20 protein-coding genes are annotated in these 20,425 nt (G+C 72.2%); 11 read left to right on the forward strand and 9 right to left on the reverse strand.

Annotation, left to right across the window (positions count from 1 at the left end; genetic code table 11):
- Positions 1-247 precede the first annotated feature (247 nt).
- From DN051_RS30770 to DN051_RS30795, 6 genes are all read right to left on the reverse strand, one after another.
- Positions 248-1,048 carry an FAD:protein FMN transferase gene (locus DN051_RS30770; RefSeq protein WP_053759767.1) on the reverse strand — a complete coding sequence of 267 codons (801 nt, stop codon included), beginning with the start codon at positions 1,046-1,048 and terminating at the stop codon, positions 248-250.
- Positions 1,041-1,922 carry an FMN-binding protein gene (locus tag DN051_RS30775; protein WP_112440024.1) on the reverse strand — a complete coding sequence of 294 codons (882 nt, stop codon included), beginning with the start codon at positions 1,920-1,922 and terminating at the stop codon, positions 1,041-1,043. Before DN051_RS30775 ends, DN051_RS30770 begins: the two co-directional genes overlap by 8 nt.
- Positions 1,923-1,950: 28 nt before the next feature.
- On the reverse strand, positions 1,951-3,333 hold the full coding sequence (locus DN051_RS30780; RefSeq protein ID WP_053759769.1) for a ferredoxin reductase family protein: 1,383 nt from the start codon (positions 3,331-3,333) through the stop codon (positions 1,951-1,953).
- Between the two features lie 81 nt (positions 3,334-3,414).
- Complete coding sequence (locus DN051_RS30785; protein WP_053759770.1) at positions 3,415-4,116, reverse strand: L,D-transpeptidase family protein; 702 nt, start codon at positions 4,114-4,116, stop codon at positions 3,415-3,417.
- A 108-nt stretch (positions 4,117-4,224) separates the two neighbouring features.
- On the reverse strand, positions 4,225-5,904 hold the full coding sequence (locus DN051_RS30790) for a peroxidase family protein (protein ID WP_112440026.1): 1,680 nt from the start codon (positions 5,902-5,904) through the stop codon (positions 4,225-4,227).
- 150 nt (positions 5,905-6,054) lie between these two features.
- A complete protein-coding gene (locus DN051_RS30795) occupies positions 6,055-6,645 on the reverse strand; it encodes a pyridoxamine 5'-phosphate oxidase family protein (RefSeq protein WP_112440028.1) in 591 nt (196 codons plus the stop codon).
- Positions 6,646-7,040: 395 nt separating this feature from the next.
- Between DN051_RS30795 and DN051_RS30800 the strand changes: the two genes are divergently transcribed.
- The 7 genes from DN051_RS30800 (at position 7,041) to DN051_RS30835 (ending at position 15,213) form a co-directional block, all read left to right on the forward strand.
- Positions 7,041-8,234, forward strand: coding sequence for an argininosuccinate synthase (locus DN051_RS30800; RefSeq protein WP_053759772.1), 1,194 nt, complete (start codon positions 7,041-7,043; stop codon positions 8,232-8,234).
- A 262-nt stretch (positions 8,235-8,496) separates the two neighbouring features.
- A complete protein-coding gene (gene argH, locus DN051_RS30810; RefSeq protein WP_053759773.1) occupies positions 8,497-9,924 on the forward strand; it encodes an argininosuccinate lyase in 1,428 nt (475 codons plus the stop codon).
- Between the two features lie 314 nt (positions 9,925-10,238).
- Positions 10,239-11,210, forward strand: coding sequence for an aldo/keto reductase (locus DN051_RS30815; RefSeq protein WP_112440032.1), 972 nt, complete (start codon positions 10,239-10,241; stop codon positions 11,208-11,210).
- Between the two features lie 85 nt (positions 11,211-11,295).
- Complete coding sequence (locus DN051_RS30820; protein ID WP_053759775.1) at positions 11,296-11,847, forward strand: TetR/AcrR family transcriptional regulator; 552 nt, start codon at positions 11,296-11,298, stop codon at positions 11,845-11,847.
- Entirely contained in the window at positions 11,844-13,376 is a 1,533-nt protein-coding gene (locus DN051_RS30825; RefSeq protein WP_053759776.1) for an MFS transporter, read from the forward strand. The genes DN051_RS30820 and DN051_RS30825 overlap by 4 nt, the downstream gene beginning before the upstream one ends.
- Positions 13,377-13,436: 60 nt before the next feature.
- Complete coding sequence (locus DN051_RS30830) at positions 13,437-13,994, forward strand: response regulator transcription factor (protein WP_112440034.1); 558 nt, start codon at positions 13,437-13,439, stop codon at positions 13,992-13,994.
- 40 nt (positions 13,995-14,034) lie between these two features.
- Positions 14,035-15,213 (forward strand): sensor histidine kinase, encoded by a 1,179-nt coding sequence (locus tag DN051_RS30835; protein WP_281289036.1) that lies wholly within the window; start codon positions 14,035-14,037, stop codon positions 15,211-15,213.
- A gap of 16 nt (positions 15,214-15,229) precedes the next feature.
- Here DN051_RS30835 and DN051_RS30840 read toward each other — a convergent pair whose 3' ends face one another.
- Entirely contained in the window at positions 15,230-15,904 is a 675-nt protein-coding gene (locus DN051_RS30840) for a lysophospholipid acyltransferase family protein (RefSeq protein ID WP_053759777.1), read from the reverse strand.
- 442 nt (positions 15,905-16,346) lie between these two features.
- Here DN051_RS30840 and DN051_RS30845 point away from each other — a divergent pair, with 442 nt between their 5' ends.
- From DN051_RS30845 to DN051_RS30855, 3 genes are all read left to right on the forward strand, one after another.
- Positions 16,347-17,522, forward strand: coding sequence for a glycerophosphodiester phosphodiesterase (locus tag DN051_RS30845; protein ID WP_053759778.1), 1,176 nt, complete (start codon positions 16,347-16,349; stop codon positions 17,520-17,522).
- A gap of 75 nt (positions 17,523-17,597) precedes the next feature.
- Positions 17,598-18,104 (forward strand): RNA polymerase sigma factor, encoded by a 507-nt coding sequence (locus DN051_RS30850; protein ID WP_053759779.1) that lies wholly within the window; start codon positions 17,598-17,600, stop codon positions 18,102-18,104.
- Positions 18,105-18,148: 44 nt separating this feature from the next.
- The gene (locus DN051_RS30855; RefSeq protein ID WP_112440038.1) at positions 18,149-18,646 is read left to right on the forward strand and encodes a GNAT family N-acetyltransferase; all 498 of its coding nucleotides are present in this window, start codon (positions 18,149-18,151) and stop codon (positions 18,644-18,646) included.
- A gap of 52 nt (positions 18,647-18,698) precedes the next feature.
- On the opposite strand, the gene DN051_RS30860 is transcribed toward DN051_RS30855, so the two are convergent.
- Entirely contained in the window at positions 18,699-19,133 is a 435-nt protein-coding gene (locus DN051_RS30860; protein ID WP_053759781.1) for a hypothetical protein, read from the reverse strand.
- Positions 19,114-19,473, reverse strand: coding sequence for a hypothetical protein (locus tag DN051_RS30865; RefSeq protein ID WP_053759782.1), 360 nt, complete (start codon positions 19,471-19,473; stop codon positions 19,114-19,116). The genes DN051_RS30860 and DN051_RS30865 overlap by 20 nt, the downstream gene beginning before the upstream one ends.
- A 69-nt stretch (positions 19,474-19,542) precedes the next feature.
- Here DN051_RS30865 and DN051_RS30870 point away from each other — a divergent pair, with 69 nt between their 5' ends.
- The gene (locus DN051_RS30870; protein WP_053759783.1) at positions 19,543-20,193 is read left to right on the forward strand and encodes an HAD family hydrolase; all 651 of its coding nucleotides are present in this window, start codon (positions 19,543-19,545) and stop codon (positions 20,191-20,193) included.
- The last annotated feature ends 232 nt before the right edge of the window (positions 20,194-20,425 follow it).

A 20,425-nucleotide genomic window follows, 5' to 3' on the forward strand; every position in this document is an offset into this window, starting at 1 on the left:
GGAGGGCGGGCGGCGTAGAGGGGTGGCGGGACGCGGACGGACGGCCGGTCCGCCCGTGCCCGGCTGAGGCGGGCGGCCGGGCGCCCCGTGCGGCTCGCTCACCGCCGGTGCGCCCGTGCTCAGCCCGGCCCGGCCAGTGAGCCCGTGCTCAGTCCGGCCGACCGGTGCGCCCGTGCTCAGCCCACCCGGCCGGTAGCCCGTGCTCAGCCGGCCGGCGAGCCGTGCTCAGCCGGCCGGCGAGCCGTCCTCAGCCCAACCGGGCCGCCAGTCCGCCCGTGCAGCGGACCTCGTCGCCCGCTGTGATCAGCAGGGCCTCCACGTCGGGCAGCGACTCCAGCCACGCCAGGCCCTCCCGTGAGCCCATCGCGAACGCGGCGGTGGCCCAGCAGTCCGCCCAGGTCAGCCGGGGCGCCACCACCGTCACGGCGACGAGGTCGGTGACCGCGGACTTGCCCGTGCGCGGGTCGACGATGTGGGTACCGCGCTCTGCGGTGCCGGACGTGGCCACGGCCAGTTCGTCCAGCCCGGCGGCGGAGATCACGGCCGCCAGCCCGCCGGGCCGCAACGGGTCCGACACACCCACCCGCCACGGCCGGTGCGGTCCGGGGACGCCGAGCAGCTGGACGTCACCGCCGCCGTTGACGCTCACCCCCGTCACCCCGGCCGCCGCCAGCCGCCGCGCTGCCCGTTCGACGGCCCAGCCCTTGACGATGCCGGTCGGATCGAGGCGGCCCTGGTAGGACATGCTGAACCAGCCGTCGCTGGTCCGCTCCGCCTCGGCGCCGAGTTCCAGGACCCGCGCGACGTCGGGATCGCACTCCTCGACGGTCAGTTCGCCGCGCGCCAGCCGCGAGATCTCACTGCTGTCGCGGTACGTGCTGAACACCTCGTCGACCCGGTGCAGACCGGCGACCGCCTCGTCCAGGGCCGTGCGGACCGTGCCGGGATCCCCGCCGCGGACGTCGAAGGAGAAGACGGTCCCCATCGCCTCCTCCACCCGGCGCACCGCGGCGGGCGCCTGTGCGGGCTCGGTCACCGGCTCAGCCACCGGCCTGGTCCAGGGCGGACTGGAGGGACTGCTTGTAGCCGCCGCTGGTGTAGGTGGCGCCGGAGACGGCGTCGATGTCGGCGCTGCCGGCGGCCACCGCCGCCTTGTTGAGCCGGGGCACGGCGTCGGCGGTGATGTCGGTGCTGCGTCCGCCGCTGGGCGCCTGGACCGCCTCGGCCCGGGTGATCTTCCCGCCCTGGACGGTGACGCGGACCTGGACAGGGCCGTACTCGGTCTGCGCGACAGCGCCGGTGAGCGTACGGGCCTCGGCGGCGCCGGCGTCCTGCCCCGCCTCCCCGCCGGAGCCCTGCCCCGCCTCCCCGCCGGAGCCCTGCTCGCCGGCGTTCCCGGCACCCTGCCCCGCGCCGCCGGAGCCCTGGTCCCCGGCACTGCCGGAGCCCCCTCCCGCGCCGCCGCCCGCCCGGATCCGGTCCAGGGCGGACTGGAGGGACTGCTTGTAGCCGCCGCTGGTGTAGGTGGCGCCGGAGACGGCGTCGATGTCGGCGCTGCCGGCGGCCACCGTCGCCTCGTTGAGCTGCGGTACGGCGTCGGCGGTGATCTCGGTGCTGCGTCCGCCGCTGGGCGCCTGGACCGCCTCGGCCCGGGTGATCTTGCCGTTGCTCACGGTCAGCCGCACCTGCACCGGCCCGTACTGGGTCTGTGCGACGTCGCCGTCGACGATGCCGTTGGCCGCGTCCCGGGCGCCGCCCTGCGGGGACTGTCCGGCCCCGGCCGTCTGCCCCGGCGCGGCACCGCCCACCGCGGCCGCGGAGCCGGGGTCGGAGGCCGGTTTGAGCGTCAGCAGCAGCACGATGCCGGACACGGTGGCGGCGGTGACGAGCACGGCACGCCGAACGGGGTGGTTCTTCTTCATGGTTGCCGTTCTCCTGACGACCCGTCGCTCACATCTCGAACGACTCGTGATGGATACGGCGGGCGGGAACCCCCGCGCCGCGCAGTGCTTCGTACACCGACTGCGCGAAGCCGGGCGGCCCGCACAGGAACACGTCGTGGCGCTCGATGTCCGGGATCTTCCGGCACAAGGACTCCGCGGAGATGTCGGGGCGCGCGCCGCCCGGACTGTTGACCGCGTACATCAGCCGGGCGCCCCGCTCGTCGGCGATGGCGGCCAGCTCGTCCCACAGGGCCAGGTCCTGGGTGCTGTTGGCCCGGTAGAGCAGGGTGAGGTCACCGGACGCACCGGGCAGCGTCTCGAACAGCGCCCGCATCGGGGTGATGCCCACGCCGCCCGCCACCAGCAGCACCTTGCCGCGGCTGCGCCGGGACGCGGTGAGGGCGCCGTACGGCCCCTCCGCCCAGACCCGGGTGCCCGGCACCAGCTCGCGCAGCCGGCTGCTGTGGTCGCCGATCGCCTTGACCGTGATCCGCAGCATCTCGGGGCGGGGCGCCGCCGACAGCGAGTAGGGATGCGAGCTGAACCGCATGCCCGGCGCCAGGAACCGCCAGCGGAAGAACTGCCCGGCCTCCGCGCCCATCCGGTGCAGCTTGCGCCCGCGGATCAGCACCGACACGATCCCCGGCGTCTCCTCGATGACCGCCTCGACCCGCATCCGGTGCTTCATGTTCAGCCGGATCGGAGTGAGGATCCGGAACCAGATCACGAGCGCGGTGACCGTGCCGTACAGCCCGTACCAGAAGGTCTTCGCGGCGGGCTCGACGGCGAAGTCGTTGCCGGTGCTGATCTGGTGCCAGAACGTCAGGAACACCGCCGCGTACGTCATCAGGTGCACGTGGTACCAGGTGTCGTACGGCAGCCTGCGCCGGATGCCGCCGATCGAGACCAGGCCGATCAGCAGCAGCAGACCGGTGCCGATCGCGGCCTTGCCCATGTCCGGCAGCTGGGTGACGGAGTCGACCGTCTGCCGGACGATGTCGCCGAGGCCCTTTCCGGCCTGGAGGGCGTAGCCCCACATGATGAGGAAGACGTGGGCGAGGACCAGGCTGAGGGTGTACCGGCCGGTCATCGCGTGCCAGCGCGCCACGCGGTCGGAGCCCACCCGGCGCTCCAGCGCCGGCACCCGGGCCATCTGCAGCACCACGAGCGCCATCAGGTACCCGGCGAGCAGCCCGGTGATCCGGCCCGCGTTGACGATCCCGCTGGTGGTGTCGGCGATGGACGGGGTGTTGGCCCACCACAGCCACAGCACACCGGCGGCACCGGCCCACACGGCGATCAGCAGCAGGGTGGCGGGGGAGCGACGCGGGCGGATGCGGCGCATCGTCTGACGCCGGGCGGCACGGCCGCCTGCGAGCGTGGTGGTCACGATTCCTCCGGGGACGGGGGCAACGGATGTGTCGTAGTCCCTTGGCCCAGAGATACGTGCCGGGGCGGCCGTGTGTTCAGGTCAGTAGCGAGTGATCGCGGTGTCCCCGCTCTCGGTCCCCACGGCGATGTGCGGCCGGCTGCCGGGCTCGGCCCAGCGCAGCACGTCCCGCATGGCGTCGGCCGGTACGGACACACAACCGGCGGTCGGGCCAGCCCCGTTGACGTGCAGGAAGATACCGGCGCCGCGCCCGCGCACCGGTGCGCGGTAGTTGTAGCCGATCACCAGGGCATGGGCGTACCGGCTGCCGTAGGTGACCAGGTGCTCGGCCTCCGTCGCGCGGCAGTCGGCGGCGCGGGGTTCGCTCCAGCGGTTGTAGGAGCGGGAGTCGACGTCCTGGCACCACCAGGATTCCTGCCGCACGGGGCGGTACGCGTAGGTCGTCCCGGGCGGTGCCGCCTCGATGCCGAAGGCGTACGGCAGGTCGTACAGCCCGGTCGGTGTCGTGTTCGTGCCCTGCTTGCGTGCGGTGCCCTCGACGAGGCCGGCCGCCCCGAAGCGGGCGGGCGCCGACCCGGCCGGCACCCAGTGGCCGTCGCGCCGGTCCCACCAGGTGAGTGTGCCCGTCGTCGAACCGGTCCCCGGTGCCACGGCCGTGATCAGCTGGCTGCCGCCGCCGGTGTCGGCCATGCGGTCGGGCAGCGGGACCGACCCGGCCGGAGCGAGTCCGAGCAGGCAGGCGGAGGTGAGGACGGAGACGACGGCGACGACACCAGGACGCATGCCTGCGAAGCTAACGGGCGGCGGGAGCGGCGGCAGTCCGGGTGAGCCATTGGGGCAAGGCGGTTCGCCCGGTCCGCGCACCGCTCCGCGCCGCGGGACACCGCCCGCTCACGTTCCGAGCGGGTTGAGCAGGTCGGCGCTCCCCTCGAACGCGTACAGCAGCAGATCGGTCATCTCGAAGACGCCCTTGCTCCTGCGGTCCTCCACGGGGCTGAGGAAGGGACGCCAGAAGGGGTCACGGACGATGGAGTGGCGGCTGCCCTCGATCGCGCGGTGGAACACCTCGGCGACGATGCGCCCGCCGACGCCGGTGAGCCGGCCGCCGCCGTTCACCTCGGCCTCGCGCAGGACGTAGAACCACAGCGGGCAGTGGTCGACGAGCCTGCGGCGCAGTCCGTCGCTCAGCAGGGCCCCGTCGCGGTCGTCGAAGTCCGAGGCGAGCAGGGGCTTGACGTCGAGGTGACGGGCCATCTGCTGACCGGTCGCCAGCCGCATCATGTTGGCCCGGGTGAGGTTGCGGAAGGCCAGGTTCAGCTCGATGGCGTCGGCGGGCGGCTGGCCGCGGCCGCCGAACGAACCCAGGGGCAGCTCGGCCAGCGGATTGACCAGCAGGGTGTCGATGCGCTTGGCGATGTTGAACTGCGCGTCGGGCACCCCGAGGTCGTCCCGGCCCGCCGTCCGGAAGTCGAACAGCCGCCGGAAGTCGGCGATCCAGTTGGTGGGCAGGCGTTCGAACTCACCGGCCTCGGGATCCGCCGGATCGGCCGGCGGCGGGGAGAGGATGCCGCTGGTGCCGGTGAAGCGGAACAGCTGGGCCAGGGTGCCCGCGCCGTTGTCGAAGATCCGGTTCCAGTTGTAGGCGCCGCGGATCATGCTGTGGCCCAGCCGGTAGGCGGCCACGGAGAACTCGACCGGCATCGTGGGGCGGTCCTGCTCCCGCGGGGTCGGCTCGAAGTACCGGCGGCCCTTGGCGAACACCTCGGCGAGGATCGCCTCGTCCACGATCCGGGGCAGGAAGTCGTGGCGCAGCATCCACTGGTAGTGCTTGACGACCGCCTCGCGCGCCGACTCGAACAGGACGGCGCTGGAGACGCCCTTGTCGGCGAGCTCCCCGGCGAACCGGTTGTGGAAGCGGATGAAGGCGCAGTGGATCTGGGCGACGATCAGGTTCTCGTCGTTGCGCGGGTCCGGGATCAGCGGCCGGCGGCGCTCCGACTTCAGCGAACCGGCGCCCGTCCGGGGCAGGTCGAAGCCGTTGAGCGGCAGACCGGTGATCGCGTCCGAGCCGGGCAGGCCCTGGGTGATGCCGGTCCGCAGCCGGATTCCGTCGTCCTCGTAGTACCGGCGGTCGAAGCGGTGGTCCGGTCCGAGGCCGTAGAGGGAGTCGAGGTCCAGGGCGGGTGAGCGGCCCTGGAGGAGCTGGCCGACGGTGATGTCGTCCTCCAGCTGCGCGGACGTGGCGTCCAGGGTGAGGTCGTGGTCCACGAACTGGCCGAGGTAGGTGAAGCCGGCCGGGACCGCGGGATTGTTCGAGTCCGGCTGCGGGCGGCCGGCCTGCGTCATCGCACGGGCGAGTTCGGCGCGGGCTGCCTTGTCGAGCAGGTGGCCCTCCTTGGCCTGCGGCCCCAGCCGGGAGAAACGGAAGGTGCGCAGATCGGCGACGGTCGACGGCGCCAGCGGCCGGGCCGGGCGGTCGTCGCCGGGGTCGGCGAGGATGCCCTCGCCGACCACGTGGAACGAGGTGCGGACATGGCGTTTGCGCTGTGGTTCTCGTGCCGGTCGGAACATGATTCCCCCATCTGTTCCTGATCCGTTGCTGTCGAGTGGTGCTCGGGTGCGCCCAGGCTAGGAGTCCTCGACGGCGGACGGGGGAATTCCGTCAAATCTCCCAAGTGGTACCTGACGGTGTACAGTCACTAAACGCGATCAAATCGGGCGTCATCGCCGCGGGGTGGGAGGCAGCGGAAGCGGCAGACCCGGCAGTCCGTCCAGGCTGGTGGCGATGTGTTCCTTCCGGGCGAAGTACGCGTCGAGCGAGGCGTCGTCCTCCCGCGCGAAGCGCTTGGCGTGCAGATCGCGGTCCCCCTCGTACGACATGTGAGGTACGGCGAATCCGCAGGAGTCCCGGACGGTGTCGGCCGTCACGACGATGATCGCGCGCAGGCCGTGCGGTTCCGGGTCGACGCCCGGGAAGTGGCCGAGCAGCTCACCGAAGCGCGGGTCGTCGCGGAACACCGGCTCGCCTCGGCCGTGCACCCGGACGATGTTCGGCGGGCCCTGGAAGGCGCACCACATCAGGGTGATCCGGCCGTTCTCGCGCAGGTGCGCGACCGTCTCGGCGTTGGAGCCCGCGAAGTCCAGATAGGCCACCGTGCGCTCGTCGAGCACGACGAAGGAGCCGGTGATGCCCTTGGGGGAGAGGTTCACCGTGCCGTCGCCGGACAGCGGCGCGGTCGCGGTGAAGAAGAGGGGCTGCGCCTCGATGAACGCACGGAGTCTGCCGTCTATTCGCTCATATGTGTGTCCCATGCCGGCGATTCTCGCGGAAGGTCCCCGCGCCGCCCGGGTGTTTCGGACAGGTCCCGCCCGCGGGTGGTCCGCCGTGGCCGCCCCGGCCGGCGCTGCATCGGGGCGGCCACGGCACCTGTCACGTCACCGGAGTGAGCGTGCAGGCGGCCAGGGCGTCGAGGCCCTGGGGCCCGGTGGCCCGGGGTCGGGGGCGGGTGCCGTGCCGGATCCCGGGCCGGTGTTCGCAGGGAGGTACGGGAAAGCGGTTTCGAATGTTCAAGGCGCCGCCGCACGGTGTCGCGGAGGCGCCGGGGGGCGCGGCCGCCCGGAGTGTCGCCGGTCGTGTCTGCATTGACGAATCATGCAGACTGCTGCATACTCATGCATGTCAGCGAATGCAGTGTGAGGAGAAACCCGTGACCGAGCGCGTCGTACTCGCCTACTCGGGCGGCCTGGACACCTCCGTCGCCATCGGCTGGATCGCCGAGGAGACGGGCGCCGAGGTCATCGCCGTTGCCGTGGACGTCGGCCAGGGCGGCGAGGACCTGGACGTCATCCGCAAGCGCGCGCTCGCCTGCGGTGCCGTCGAGGCCGAGGTCGCCGACGCCAAGGACGAGTTCGCCGAGGAGTACTGCCTCCCGGCGATCAAGGCCAACGCCCTCTACATGGACCGCTACCCGCTGGTCTCCGCCCTCTCCCGGCCGACGATCGTCAAGCACCTGGTGGCCGCCGCCAAGAAGCACGGCGCCACCACCGTCGCCCACGGCTGCACCGGCAAGGGCAACGACCAGGTCCGCTTCGAGGCCGGCATCGTCGCCCTCGCCCCCGACCTGAAGTGCATCGCCCCGGTCCGCGACTACGCCATGACCCGCGACAAGGCCATCGCGTTCTGCGAGGAGAAGAACCTCCCGATCGCGACCACCAAGAAGTCCCCGTACTCCATCGACCAGAACGTCTTCGGCCGCGCCGTGGAGACCGGCTTCCTCGAGGACATCTGGAACGCCCCGATCGAGGACATCTACGAGTACACCCAGAACCCGGCCGCCGCGCGCGAGCCCGACGAGGTGATCGTCACCTTCAAGGCGGGCGTCCCGGTCGCCATCGACGGCAAGCCCGTCACCGTCCTCCAGGCGATCCAGCAGCTCAACGAGCGCGCCGGCGCCCAGGGCATCGGCCGGATCGACATGGTCGAGGACCGCCTGGTCGGCATCAAGTCCCGCGAGGTGTACGAGGCCCCCGGCGCGATCGCCCTGATCACCGCCCACCAGGAGCTGGAGAACGTCACCGTCGAGCGCGAACTCGCCCGCTACAAGCGGCAGGTCGAGCAGCGCTGGGGCGAGCTGGTCTACGACGGCCTGTGGTTCTCCCCGCTCAAGCGCGCCCTGGACGGCTTCATCGACGAGGCCAACCAGCACGTCAGCGGCGACGTCCGGATGACCCTGCACGGCGGCCGCGCGGTCGTCACCGGCCGGCGCTCGCAGGAGTCGCTGTACGACTTCAACCTCGCGACGTACGACACGGGCGACACCTTCGACCAGTCCGCCGCCAAGGGCTTCATCGACATCTACAGCCTGTCCTCGAAGATCGCCGCCAAGCGCGACCTGGCCTGAGCCGCCCGGCACCTCGGACGCACTAGTGCCGCGGCAGGCAACGTTTGCCCGTCAAGGAGCGGCGTTCGGTGCGTGCTCTCGGCGTGCCGGCCGGAAGTCCTTGTACTGGACGTACTCGGGCTTTCGGCCGGTGCGGCGAGAGGGCGTGCCGGGCGTCGCGACGGGGCGAACGTTGCCTGCCGCGGCACTAGCCTGACAGCCGCCTCCTCGACCTCCGGCCGGGGAGGCGGTCGCACATCGACAGCCTTGAGGAGCAACGCAAGTGAGCAGCAACAGCGGTGACGTACGGCTCTGGGGCGGCCGTTTCGCGGACGGTCCCGCCGAAGCCCTGGCGAAGCTGTCCGCGTCCGTCCACTTCGACTGGCGGCTCGCGCCCTACGACATCGCCGGTTCGCGGGCGCACGCGCGCGTCCTGCGCAAGGCCGGGCTGCTCACGGACGACGAGCTGACCCGCATGCTGGCCGGACTGGACCGGCTCGAGGCGGACGTCGCCTCCGGCGCGTTCGTCGGCACCGTCGCCGACGAGGACGTGCACACGGCCCTGGAGCGCGGCCTGCTGGAGCGCCTCGGCCCCGACCTCGGCGGCAAGCTGCGCGCGGGCCGGTCGCGCAACGACCAGGTGGCGACCCTCTTCCGGATGTACCTGCGGGACCACGCCCGCACCGTCGGCGGGCTGATCGCCGATCTCCAGGAGGCGCTGGTCGGACTCGCCGAGGCCCACCCGGACGTCGCCATGCCCGGCCGCACCCACCTCCAGCACGCCCAGCCGGTGCTCTTCGCCCACCACGTCCTCGCCCATGTCCAGTCCCTGTCGCGGGACGCCGAGCGGCTGCGCCAGTGGGACGAGCGCACGGCCGTGTCGCCGTACGGCTCCGGGGCCCTGGCGGGCTCCTCTCTCGGCCTGGACCCGGAGGCGGTCGCGAAGGACCTCGGCTTCGAGCGCGGCAGCGCCGGCAACTCCATCGACGGCACGGCCTCCCGGGACTTCGTCGCCGAGTTCGCCTTCATCACCGCGATGATCGGGGTGAACATCTCCCGGATCGCCGAGGAGGTCATCATCTGGAACACGAAGGAGTTCTCCTTCGTGACGCTGCACGACGCCTTCTCGACCGGCTCGTCGATCATGCCGCAGAAGAAGAACCCGGACATCGCCGAGCTGGCCCGCGGCAAGAGCGGCCGGCTGATCGGCAACCTGACCGGTCTGATGGCGACCCTCAAGGCACTGCCGCTCGCCTACAACCGCGACCTCCAGGAGGACAAGGAGCCGGTCTTCGACTCCATCGACCAGCTGGAGGTCCTGCTCCCGGCCTTCACCGGCATGATGGCCACGCTCACTGTGCACCGCGAGCGCATGGAGGAGCTGGCCCCGGCCGGCTTCTCGCTCGCCACCGACATCGCCGAGTGGCTGGTCCGGCAGGGCGTGCCGTTCCGTGTCGCCCACGAGGTCGCCGGCGAGTGCGTCAAGGCCGCAGAGGCCGAGGGCAAGGAACTGGACGAGCTGACCGACGAGCAGTTCGCGAAGATCTCCGCGCATCTGACCCCGGAGGTGCGCACCGTCCTCGACGTCCCGGGCGCCCTCGCCTCCCGCAACGGCCGCGGCGGCACGGCCCCCGACGCGGTCGCGGTGCAGCTCGCCGAGGTCAAGGCGGACCTGTCCGGCCAGCGCGCGTGGGTGAACGCCCGCGGGTGACGCACGGCAGATGCGGGCCGGGTCCGGGGTCGGCGGGTATGTGGCCGGCCCGGGTCCCGGCCCGGACCCCGGTTCTGCGGGTAGGGCGAAGCGGCGCCCGGCGCCCGGCAGGCACGCACGACGGTGCACAGCCCTCGCGGCGCGAGGCGGGTCCGATCCCGCGATGGTGAGGCGGTGCGGCGGTCCGGCAGTCCCACGGTGCGGTTGCCGGGCGGGGCCGACAGAGCCTGCCCGTCTCATGTTCGCGGCGTGATCGGCCGACAGGCCCTACGTTGGTCGCAAAGCCGCAAGGAGCCCACCGAACGGAGCCCTCGATGCCCTTCGCCCGACTGGCCTCGGCGACCACTCCCACCTGCCACATCGGACTGGGCCTCGCCGCCGTCGGCCGCCCCGGTTACATCAACCTCGGCCGTGAGCACGACCTGCCCGCCGACCGCACCGTCGAGGCGCTGCGCGCCCGCACCCATGAGCTCCTGGATGCCGCCTACGCCCAGGGCGTGCGCTATTTCGACGCCGCCCGTTCCTACGGCCGCTCCGAGGAGTTCCTCGCCGACTGGCTGAAGGCCCGCCCCGGCATCGACGACGTCGTCGTCGGCAGCAAATGGGGCTACACCTACACCGCCGAGTGGACCACGGACGCCGAGCACCACGAGATCAAGGACCACGGCGCCGCCACCTTCGAGCGGCAGCGCGCCGAGAGCGTCGCACTGCTCGGTGACCGCCTCGACCTGTACCAGATCCATTCGGTGACGCCGGACAGCACCGTCCTGACGGACAAGGACCTGCACGCCCGGCTGGCCGAGCTGGCCGGTGAGGGCGTCACCGTGGGCTTCTCCACCAGCGGCCCGGCCCAGGCGGACGCCGTCCGGGCCGCGCTCGCCGTGACCGTCGACGGCACGCCCCTCTTCCGTACCGTCCAGTCCACCTACAACGCACTGGAGACCTCCGCGGGTCCCGCCCTCGCCGAGGCGCACGACGCGGGCCTCACGGTGATCGTCAAGGAGGGGATGGCCAACGGCCGCCTCGCCGAGCCGAACGCCCCGGACGCGCTGCGGGCCGTCGCGCGGGAGGTCTCCCTCGGCTGCGACGCCGTCGCCCTCGCCCTCGTGCTGCGGCAGCCCTGGGCCGGTGTCGTCCTCTCCGGCGCCGCGACCGTCCCCCAGCTCGCCTCCAACCTGCACGCGGCGGCGGTCGACCTGACCGACGACCAGCTGGCCCGGCTGGCCGCGCTCGTGGAGGAACCACAGGCGTACTGGGAGCGGCGCGCGCAGCTGCCCTGGCACTGAGCCACGACCCCGCGGGACCCCGACCGCGTGAGTCACGCATGCACAACATGAGACATCAATGTCTCACATGCGCTATGGTCGTCGCATGGCTGTCGATCGAGAGCACGTGCTGCGCAGCGCCGCGGCCCTGCTGACCCGCAAATCCACCGCGACGATGGACGAGGTGGCCAAGGCCGCCGGGATCAGCCGTGCCACGCTGCACCGCCAGTTCGCCGGCCGGGACGCCCTCGTGCGCGCGCTGGAGGCGCTGGGCCTCGCCGAGTGCGAGGCGGCGCTGGAGACGGCCCGCCTCGACGAGGGCGGCGCGGCGGACGCGCTGCGCCGGCTCGTACGCGCGATCGAGCCGTCGGCGGGACTGCTGGCCTTCCTCTACAGCGAGAACCAGCTGTTCGAGGACGGCGCGATGCACGAGGGCTGGACGCGGATCGACGCCCGGTTCGCCGCCCTCTTCCGGCGCGGCCAGGACAACGGCGAGTTCCGTATCGACCTCACCCCGGCCTGGCTCACCGAGGCGCTCTACGGCCTGATGGCCGCCGGCGCCTGGGCCGTGCAGGACGGCAAGGTCGCCGCCAACGACTACCAGACCATGATCGTCGAGCTGCTGCTCGGCGGCGCACTACGGAGAGAGGAAACATGACCAGCACCCTGCAGCCGGTGAACACGACCGAGGCGGTGAAGCGTCCGGGCCGCTGGCTCGCGCTGTCCGTCCTCGTGCTCGCCGTGCTGCTGGTGGCCGTCGACGCGACCGTCCTCGGCCTCGCGACCCCGTACATCAGTGAAGACCTCGGGCCCTCCGGCACCCAGCTGCTGTGGATCGGCGACGTCTACTCCTTCGTCATCGCCGGTCTGCTCGTCTCCATGGGCAGCCTCGGCGACCGCATCGGACGCAAGCGCATCCTGCTCGTCGGCGCCACCGCCTTCGGCGCGGTCTCGGTGTTCAACGCCTACGCGACGACGCCGGAGCTGATGATCCTGGCCAGGGCGCTGCTCGGCGTCGCCGGCGCCACGCTCATGCCGGCCACGCTCGCGCTGATCCGCAACCTCTTCCACGACCCGCGCGAGCGCAGCCTCGCCATCGGCATCTGGGGCGCCACCGCCTCGGCCGGCACGGCCGTCGGGCCGATCGTCGGCGGCTTCCTGCTGGAGCACTTCTGGTGGGGCTCCGTCTTCCTGATCAACCTGCCCGTGATGGCGGTTCTCGTCCTGGTGGGCGCCAGGTTCCTGCCGGAGTCGCGCAACCCCGGCCCCGGCCCCTGGGACCTGCACAGCGTCGTACTGTCGCTGGTCGGCATGATCGGCGTCGTCTACGCGGTCAAGGAGATCGCCGCGCACGGCTTCGCGCCGCCGCCCCTCGCCGCGGGTCTGGTGGGCCTCGCCGCGCTCCACTGGTTCGTCCGGCGCCAGCTCACCCTGCCCGCCCCGCTGCTGGACATGCGGCTGTTCGGCCACCGAGGCTTCAGCGGCGCGGTCCTGGCCGACCTGCTGACCATCCTGGGCCTGTCCGGACTGGTGTTCTTCCTCTCGCAGTACCTGCAACTCGTCCAGGGCAGACGGCCGCTGGAGGCGGGCCTCGCCGAACTGCCCGCCGCGATCGGCGCGGTGGTGGCCGGCCTGATCGCCGGCCGGGCCGCCCGGCGCTTCTCGGTGCGCTCCGTGGTCTCCGGCGGACTGGCCGCGGTGGGCCTCGCGCTGGCCTCGCTGACCCTGCTCGGGCAGCACACCGGCTACCCGCTGCTCGGGGCCGCACTGCTGGTCGTCGGGGTCGGCGCCGGGTTCTCGTTCACCGTGACCGCGGACGTCATCCTCGCCTCCGTACCGAAGGAACAGGCGGGCTCCGCGTCCGCCGTTTCCGAGACGGCCTACGAACTCGGCGCCGCCCTCGGCATCGCGGTGCTCGGCTCGATCGTCACCGGCTTCTACAACGGCTTCACCGCTCCGCCGGGCACCCCCGACAGCGCGCACGAGTCGCTGGGCGGAGCCGTGGAGGCCGCCGCCCGGATGCCCGCGGACAGCTCCGCGGCCCTGCTGGACGCGGCCCGCCAGGCCTTCGTCGACGGGCTCGCGCTCGCGGCGGGCGTGGGAGCGGCGGTGCTGCTCGCGGCGGCCGTCGCGGCCTGGTTCCTGCTGCGCGGACAGCGGTTGGAGGACGGGGCCGAGCACCCGTAGCCGCACGCCGGTTCTTCAAGCCCGTTCTCGGCTTCGCCTGATGGTCTGGCTCCGTACCCGATGTCGTACCCCACGGCTGATTACGACCTGGTGCTGCTCGACCTCAACCTGCCCGACGGCGACGGGTTCGCCGTCTGCCGTGCCGTGCGGGCCTCGCCGGGCGGGCCGCGCATCCTGATGCTGACCGCGCGCGACCGGCTCGCGGACCGGGTGCGGGGCCTGGACGAGGGCGCCGACGACTACCTGGTCGAGCCGTTCGCCCGGCCCGAACTCCTCGCCCGTATCCGGGCGCTGCTGCGCCGCGAGGACGGCGGCACCGCGGTCGTCGCGGTCGGCGAGCTGCGGCTGGACACCGCCCGCTTCGAGGAGTTCCGCGGCGAACGCCGCCTGCTGCTCACCCCGAAGGAGTTCGGCGTCCTGCACTGTCTGATGACCCGCCCCGGCCGGGCCGTGCCCGCCGAGGAACTGCTGGAACAGGTCTGGGACGAGCACGCCGACCCGTTCACCAACACCGTCCGCGTCACCGTCGGCTCACCGCGCCGCAAGGTGACCGGTGAGGACGAGCCGCTCATCGAGACCGTCATACGCCAGGGCTACCGGCTCAAGGAGACACCGTGAGGCGGCCGTCCCTGCGGCCGGGACGCCCCCGCCCGCCTTCGTGCACACCATCCGCTTCCGCCTGACCGTCCTGTACTCGGATCTCCTCTTCGTCCTCACCGCGCTGGTCCTCGGCGCGACCTACCTCGCCGTCGAGCGCAGCGGCGAGGCCCACCGGGTCAGCGACCAGTTCCGGGCGAAGAAGTACGTCAACGACGTCCACATGGGTGAGATCGACGTCGTGAAGCTCCAGGAGGTCGAGGCGGCCGTCAACCACGAGACGCTCGCCAACCTGCGCCACTTCTCCTTCGCCGTGCTCGGCGTCCTCGCGGTGGCCAGCCCGGCCATCGGCTGGATCCTCTCCGGCCGCGCCCTGCGCCCCGTGCGCGCCATCTCCCGCACCGCCGCGGACATCCAGGCCACCGACCTGTCCCAGCGCATCCGTCTGACCGGGCCCAAGGACGAGCTGCGCGAGTTCGCCGACACCGTCGATTCCATGCTCGACCGGCTCGACGAGGCCTTCCGCGCCCAGCGCCGGCTCATCGACGACGCCTCGCACGAGCTGCGCAGCCCGCTCGCGATCATCCGCGCCGACCTGGACGCCGTACTGACCGCCGAGGAGTCCGACGAGGCGGACCGGCGCACGGCCGCGCGCAGCGTGGACCGGGCCACCACCCGGATGACCCGGCTGGTGGAGGACCTGCTCGCCACCGCCCGGCGCAACGCGCCCGCCCTCGCGGACACCGACGTCGACCTGGCGGTCGTGGCCGGTGAGGCCTGCGAGGAGTTCGCCCCGCCCGCCGCGGAGCGCGGACTCGTCCTGCAGCGCCGTCTGTCGTCCGGTCACACGGTGATCGGCGACCACGACGCGCTGCGCCGCGCGGTCGGCAACCTGCTGTCCAACGCCGTCCGACTGGCCCCGCCCGGCACCGGCATCACGGTCGCCGCCGGCCGCGCGGAGGGCTGGGTGTGGGCGGCCGTACGGGACCGGGGCCCGGGCATCGACGACGACCGGGCCCGGGTCTTCGACCGGTTCTGGCGGGCGAAGGGCAGCGGCGGCGGCCGGGACCGCCATGCCGGACTGGGCCTGGCCATCGTCCGCCAGATAATGGAGTCGCACGGCGGCCAGGTCCGGCTGTTCTCCCGCGTCGGCGCGGGCTCGACCTTCGTCCTGTGGTTCCCCGGGCCCGGCGCCGGACACGCCGAGGGCGGGCCACCGCAGGAGCAGCCCGCCGTATGAGCCCCGCCGTCAGGACCTACGCCGCTTCCTTCGCCTTCGTGGCGTACATGTCCACGTACTCCTGCCCGGACAGCCGCATCACCTCGGTCATCACCGAGTCCGTCACCGCGCGCAGGACGTAGCGGTCGCGGTCCATGCCCTCGTACCGGGAGAACTCCATCACCTCGCCGAAGCGCACCGTGACCCGGCTCGGCCGGGGCATGCCCGCGCCGCCGGGCTGGATCTTGTCGGTGCCGATCATGGCGAACGGGACGACGGGCGCGCCGGTCATCAGGGTGAGCCGGGCGATGCCGGTGCGGCCGCGGTACAGACGGCCGTCGGGGGAGCGGGTGCCCTCCGGGTAGATGCCGAAGACCCTGCCCTCCTCCAGGATGCGGCGGCCGGTCATCAGCGCCGCCACCCCGCCCTTGCCGCCGTCGCGGTCGACCGGGATCATGCCGACGCCGGTGAAGAACCAGGCCATCAGCCGGCCCTTGAGGCCCCTGCCGGTGACGTACTCGTCCTTGCCGATGAAGAACACCTGCCGGTCGCACACCAGCGGCAGGATCATCGAGTCGATGAAGGTGACGTGGTTGCCGGCCAGGATGACCGGACCCTCGCCGGGAATGTGCTCCACGCCTTCCACCCGGGGGCGGAACATCAGGCGCATGATCGGGCCGAGCACTGCCTTGATGAGCGTGAAGCGGGACAACGGACCCTCCGGTGTCAAGTGATGGGTGAGGGATTCGGTATGAGTCTGGGCAGGTGAGGACGATACTCGCGGCTGCGGGGCCGGCGCACATCGGGGACGCCGGGTTCACCGAGGTATTACGCACTGTTGACGTACGTTTACCTGCGGTGGCGCGCCGCGGTCCGCCCCTCGGCCGACCGTGACGATGTGACGCACATCGCGACGGGACCCTACAGGCCGGGTGCCCCGCGATCCGGGCGCCAAGCCGACGGCATGTCAGATCCGCGCCCGGGATACGGCTCCCGTACGACATCCACAGTCATCCACTCGTTCGATCCGACGCCTCCCGACCGTCACATCCACCCCCCTACGATCGGCGCGCACACCCGGCAGCGGTGCCGGAGGGGCGCACCGGTGGCGCAGTGCGACACAACAGCCCGGGTCGACGGCAGGGAGGCCGCTGATGGGACAGCAGGAGTCGAACGAGCAGGCGCGGGACGGCGCACGCGGTACGGGACGTCGCGCGCTGCTCGGCGCCGCCGTGCTGGGCGCGGGCGGAGCGGTCCTCGGACTGTCCGGCACGGCGCGGGCCGACGCCCGCCACGCAGGCCACGGGATCAAGAGCCTGCCCGTGCCGACGATCGTCGGTCACCGCGGTGCCAGCGGCTACCGCCCGGAGCACACCCTCGGCTCCTACCAGCTGGCCCTCGACATGGGCGCCGACATCGTCGAGGCCGGTGACCTGGTGCCCACCAAGGACGGTCACCTCGTCTGCCGCCACGAGCCGGAGATCGGCGGCACCACGGACGTCGCCGACCACCCCGAGTTCGCCGGCCGCAGGACCACCAAGCTCCTCGACGGGGTCTCCACCACCGGCTGGTTCACCGAGGACTTCACGCTCGCCGAGCTGAAGACCCTGCGCGCGACCGAGCGCATCCCGGCCAACCGGCCGCACAACACCCTCTACGACGGCCGCTGGGAGATCCCCACCTTCGAAGAGGTGCTCCGGTGGCAGGAGGAGCAGACCCGCAAGCGCGGCAAGCAGGTGTGGATCTACCCCGAGCTCAAGCACCCCACCTACTTCCGCAAGCTGGGCCTCGGCCTGGAGGAGCGGGTCGCCAAGGTGCTGCGCAAGTACGGCCGCAACAAGTGGAACTCCCCGGTCATCCTCCAGTCCTTCGAGCCCACCAGCATCCAGCGCCTGAACAAGCTGGTCGACAACCCCCTCGTCGTCCTGCTGTCCGGCGCGAGCACCCGCCCCTGGGACTTCGTCGAGACCGGTGACCCGCGCACCGTCGCCGACCTGGTCAAGCCGGCCGGGCTGCGCGAGATCGCCTCGTACGCGCAGGGCATCGGCCCCACCCTGGACCTGGTGATCCCCAAGGACGCGGCCGGCAACCTGACCCGGCCGACGACGCTCGTCGCCGACGCGCACAAGGTCGGCCTGATCCTGCACCCCTACACGCTGCGCAACGAGAACCCCTTCCTGCCGGCGAACTTCCGCAAGGGCACGGACGCGGACGCCTACGGCGACGTGTTCGGCGCCTACAAGGCGTACTTCGCGACCGGCATCGACGGTGTCTTCACCGACCAGCCGGACACGGGCCTGCTGGCCCGCGCGGACTTCGTCAACGGCTGAGGCGCGGAACACCCTTCCCGGTGACAGCCGGCCGCCCGGGCAACCCGCCGCCCGGGCGGCCGCGTCGTGCCGCACATGACGCACGACCTGCTCACCGCACTGCGCCCGCTGCTCGCCGCCGAGGCCCGGGCGGAGGCGCCCGCCGCCGGCGCCGAACCCGGCGACCTCGAACAGGCGGTCTGGCTCCGGCTCCTGGAGCGCCTCGACGCGGAGGGCCCGCCGCGCCACCCCGAGCGCTGGCTGCGCCGGGCGGTCCGCACCGAGGCACGCCGCACCCGCCGTACGTCCGGGCGCGAGCGGCCGTACGAGGGCGACCCGGCCGATGACGGCGACCGCGGCCCCGAACAGCTGGCCCTCGCCTCCGCCCGCCGCCGCGACCTGCGTGCCGCGGTGCGCAGGCTGCCCGGCCGCTGCCCCCGTCTGTTGGAGGCATTGCTGTCCCCGAGGGACCTCACGTACCGGGAGATCGCGGGGGAGTTGGGTATCTCACAGGGCAGTCTCGGGCCGGAACGTTCCAGATGTCTGGGATGTCTGCGTCGATTGCTTGCCGCGGAGGTTGCGGCTCCCGGAGCACGGGGATAGGAGAGAGGGACTACAGGCAACAGGTGAGCGGGAGGCGTGCACACATGGGCATGAGCGTGATCATCTCCGAAGCGACCGACCAGGACGCGGAGCAGATCTTCAAGCTGCAATACCTGTGCTTCCAGAGCGAGGCCGCGCTGTACGGCAACTACCGCATCGACCCGCTCGTCCAGAGCCTGGACTCCGTCCGCCAGGAACTCGCCACCGACTGCGTCTTCGTCGCCCGGCTCGGCGACGAGGTGGTCGGCTCCGTGCGCGGCACCGTCACCGAGGACGGCTCGGCCTCCATCAGCCGCCTGTGCGTGCACCCCCGCCTCCAGGGGCACGGCATCGGCGCCCGTCTCCTGCGGGCCGCGGAGTCGGCGCTCGCCGAACAGCGCGGCGCCAAGAAGTTCGTCCTGCACACCGGCCACCGCAGCGAGAACAACCTGCGGCTGTACCGCCGGGTGGGATATCAGACGGTGGGCACCTCGCAGGGCACGGACGGCGTCCCGATGATCGTCCTGGAGAAGCAGGCGGGCGCGTACGCGGCGACGGCCTAGCCCCGAACCCGGAAGGGGCGCGGCCGGCCGCGCCCCACGGTCCCCGGGGTCGTCAAACCCTCGGTTCCCGACGCGACTTCCGCAGCCAGTACAGCGCGGAGACGGGCAGCAGCGCCGGGATGAACAGATAGCCCATGCCGAAGTCGGACCACACGGTCGCGTCGGGGAAGGCGGACGGCTCGACCAGGGTCCACGTCCCGACGACCAGGACGCCCGCGAGCTCCGCCGCGCAGCAGACCACCGCGGCCCTGCGCGCCGTCTCCCCGCCCCGCACCAGCGAGTACGTGATGAACCCGTAGACGACGCCGGCGACGGCCGAGAGGCTGTACGCGAGCGGCGCCCGGTCGAACTCGGTCGCGATCTGGTACACCGACCGCGACACCGCCCCGACGACCATCACGCCGTACAGCCACACCAGCAGCACACCGGGCCCGCTGATCAGCCGGGTCCGGGCCGTGGACGTCACCTCAGCCTCTCCAGATGTCATAGAGCCGCACCTCCAGAACGGCGAGCACCACACCGCCGGCGGCGACCGTCACCGATCCCCACCGGGTCCGCTCCGCCAGCGACATGAATCCGGCGGCGGGGATACACGCGAACGCGCCCAGCAGATAGGCGACGAAGATCGTCGTCCCCTGCTGCGGCTCCTCGCCCCGCGCCAGTTGCACGACCCCGACGACCAGCTGGACCAGCGCCAGCACCGACACCACGGCCATCCCGATGAAGTGCCAGTCCTTCGTCGGCTGGTCACGGTGGGCGGCCCAGCCGCACCACGCGGCGAGCAGCAGCGCGGCGACCCCGGTCGCCAGCGTCAGGCCATCAAGCATGCAGCGACCCTATTACGGGCCAAAAGGCCTGATGCGGTCGCCCCCGGGGAGCACCGTAGGGTCGAGGACATGAAGATCCGCGCTGAAGCCCTCCTGTTCGACAACGACGGCACCCTCGTCTCCTCGCTCGACTCCGTGAACCGGTGCTGGACCCGGTGGGCCGGCGAGTACGGCCTCACGGCGGACGACTTCGCGCGGATCCGGCTGCACGGTCGCACGGCCGCCGAGATAGCCGCCGACCTGCTGCCCGCCGACATCGTGCCGCAGGCCGTGGCGCGGATCGAGCTGCTGGAGGTGGAGGACGTCGCCGACGGCGGCGTGCGCCTGCTGCCCGGCACCCGGGCGTTCCTCGACTCGCTGCCCGCCGACCGCTGGGCCGTGGTCACCTCCGCCACCCGGCGGCTGGCCGAGGCCCGCCTCGACGCGGTCGGCATCCTCCCCAAGACACTGATCGCCGCGGACGACGTCACCCGCGGCAAGCCCGACCCCGAGCCCTATCTGCTCGCGGCGCGCGCACTGGGCGTCGACCCGGCCCGCTGCGTGGTCTTCGAGGACGCGCCCGCGGGTCTGGAGGCGGGCCGGGCCGCCGGTATGACCACCGTGGCGTTGGCCACAACCCACCGGGCCTCCGAGCTCGACGCCGACCTGGTGGTGCCGGACCTGTCCGCCCTGTCCGCGCTGGTCACCGGCGGGGAAGTGGAGATCACCGGCCGCGGCTGACGAGTGGTCACCGCTGTCCACGAACCGTCCACTATCCGGACAGCGGTGACCGGTCAGGACCATAGGTCTGCTTTACTGATCGCATGACCACGACGAGCAGCCGCATTCTTGCGACCGAGGCGACGATGACGCCCGGTGCTCGCTGTATGTGTCGAATGTGCGCCTGCTAGAGGGCCCCCGCACCACACAGAGCCTCGCGCCCCGAAGCGAGACCGCTCACGTCTGCCCGTAC

It is taken from the genome of Streptomyces cadmiisoli, assembly GCF_003261055.1.
Taxonomy (GTDB): Bacteria; Actinomycetota; Actinomycetes; order Streptomycetales; family Streptomycetaceae; genus Streptomyces; species Streptomyces cadmiisoli.

Bases quoted from the DNA above. Each gene is read 5' to 3' on its own strand.
- DN051_RS30825 (WP_053759776.1), top strand. From the start codon at position 11,844: ATGACCAGCACCCTGCAGCCGGTGAACACGACCGAGGCGGTGAAGCGT.
- DN051_RS30870 (WP_053759783.1), top strand. From the start codon at position 19,543: ATGAAGATCCGCGCTGAAGCCCTCCTGTTCGACAACGACGGCACCCTC.
- DN051_RS30795 (WP_112440028.1), bottom strand. From the start codon at position 6,645: ATGGGACACACATATGAGCGAATAGACGGCAGACTCCGTGCGTTCATC.
- DN051_RS30790 (WP_112440026.1), bottom strand. From the start codon at position 5,904: ATGTTCCGACCGGCACGAGAACCACAGCGCAAACGCCATGTCCGCACC.
- DN051_RS30865 (WP_053759782.1), bottom strand. From the start codon at position 19,473: ATGCTTGATGGCCTGACGCTGGCGACCGGGGTCGCCGCGCTGCTGCTC.
- DN051_RS30855 (WP_112440038.1), top strand. From the start codon at position 18,149: ATGGGCATGAGCGTGATCATCTCCGAAGCGACCGACCAGGACGCGGAG.
- DN051_RS30775 (WP_112440024.1), bottom strand. From the start codon at position 1,922: ATGAAGAAGAACCACCCCGTTCGGCGTGCCGTGCTCGTCACCGCCGCC.
- DN051_RS30815 (WP_112440032.1), top strand. From the start codon at position 10,239: ATGCCCTTCGCCCGACTGGCCTCGGCGACCACTCCCACCTGCCACATC.
- DN051_RS30785 (WP_053759770.1), bottom strand. From the start codon at position 4,116: ATGCGTCCTGGTGTCGTCGCCGTCGTCTCCGTCCTCACCTCCGCCTGC.
- DN051_RS30860 (WP_053759781.1), bottom strand. From the start codon at position 19,133: ATGACATCTGGAGAGGCTGAGGTGACGTCCACGGCCCGGACCCGGCTG.
- DN051_RS30845 (WP_053759778.1), top strand. From the start codon at position 16,347: ATGGGACAGCAGGAGTCGAACGAGCAGGCGCGGGACGGCGCACGCGGT.
- DN051_RS30820 (WP_053759775.1), top strand. From the start codon at position 11,296: ATGGCTGTCGATCGAGAGCACGTGCTGCGCAGCGCCGCGGCCCTGCTG.
- DN051_RS30850 (WP_053759779.1), top strand. From the start codon at position 17,598: ATGACGCACGACCTGCTCACCGCACTGCGCCCGCTGCTCGCCGCCGAG.
- DN051_RS30830 (WP_112440034.1), top strand. From the start codon at position 13,437: ATGTCGTACCCCACGGCTGATTACGACCTGGTGCTGCTCGACCTCAAC.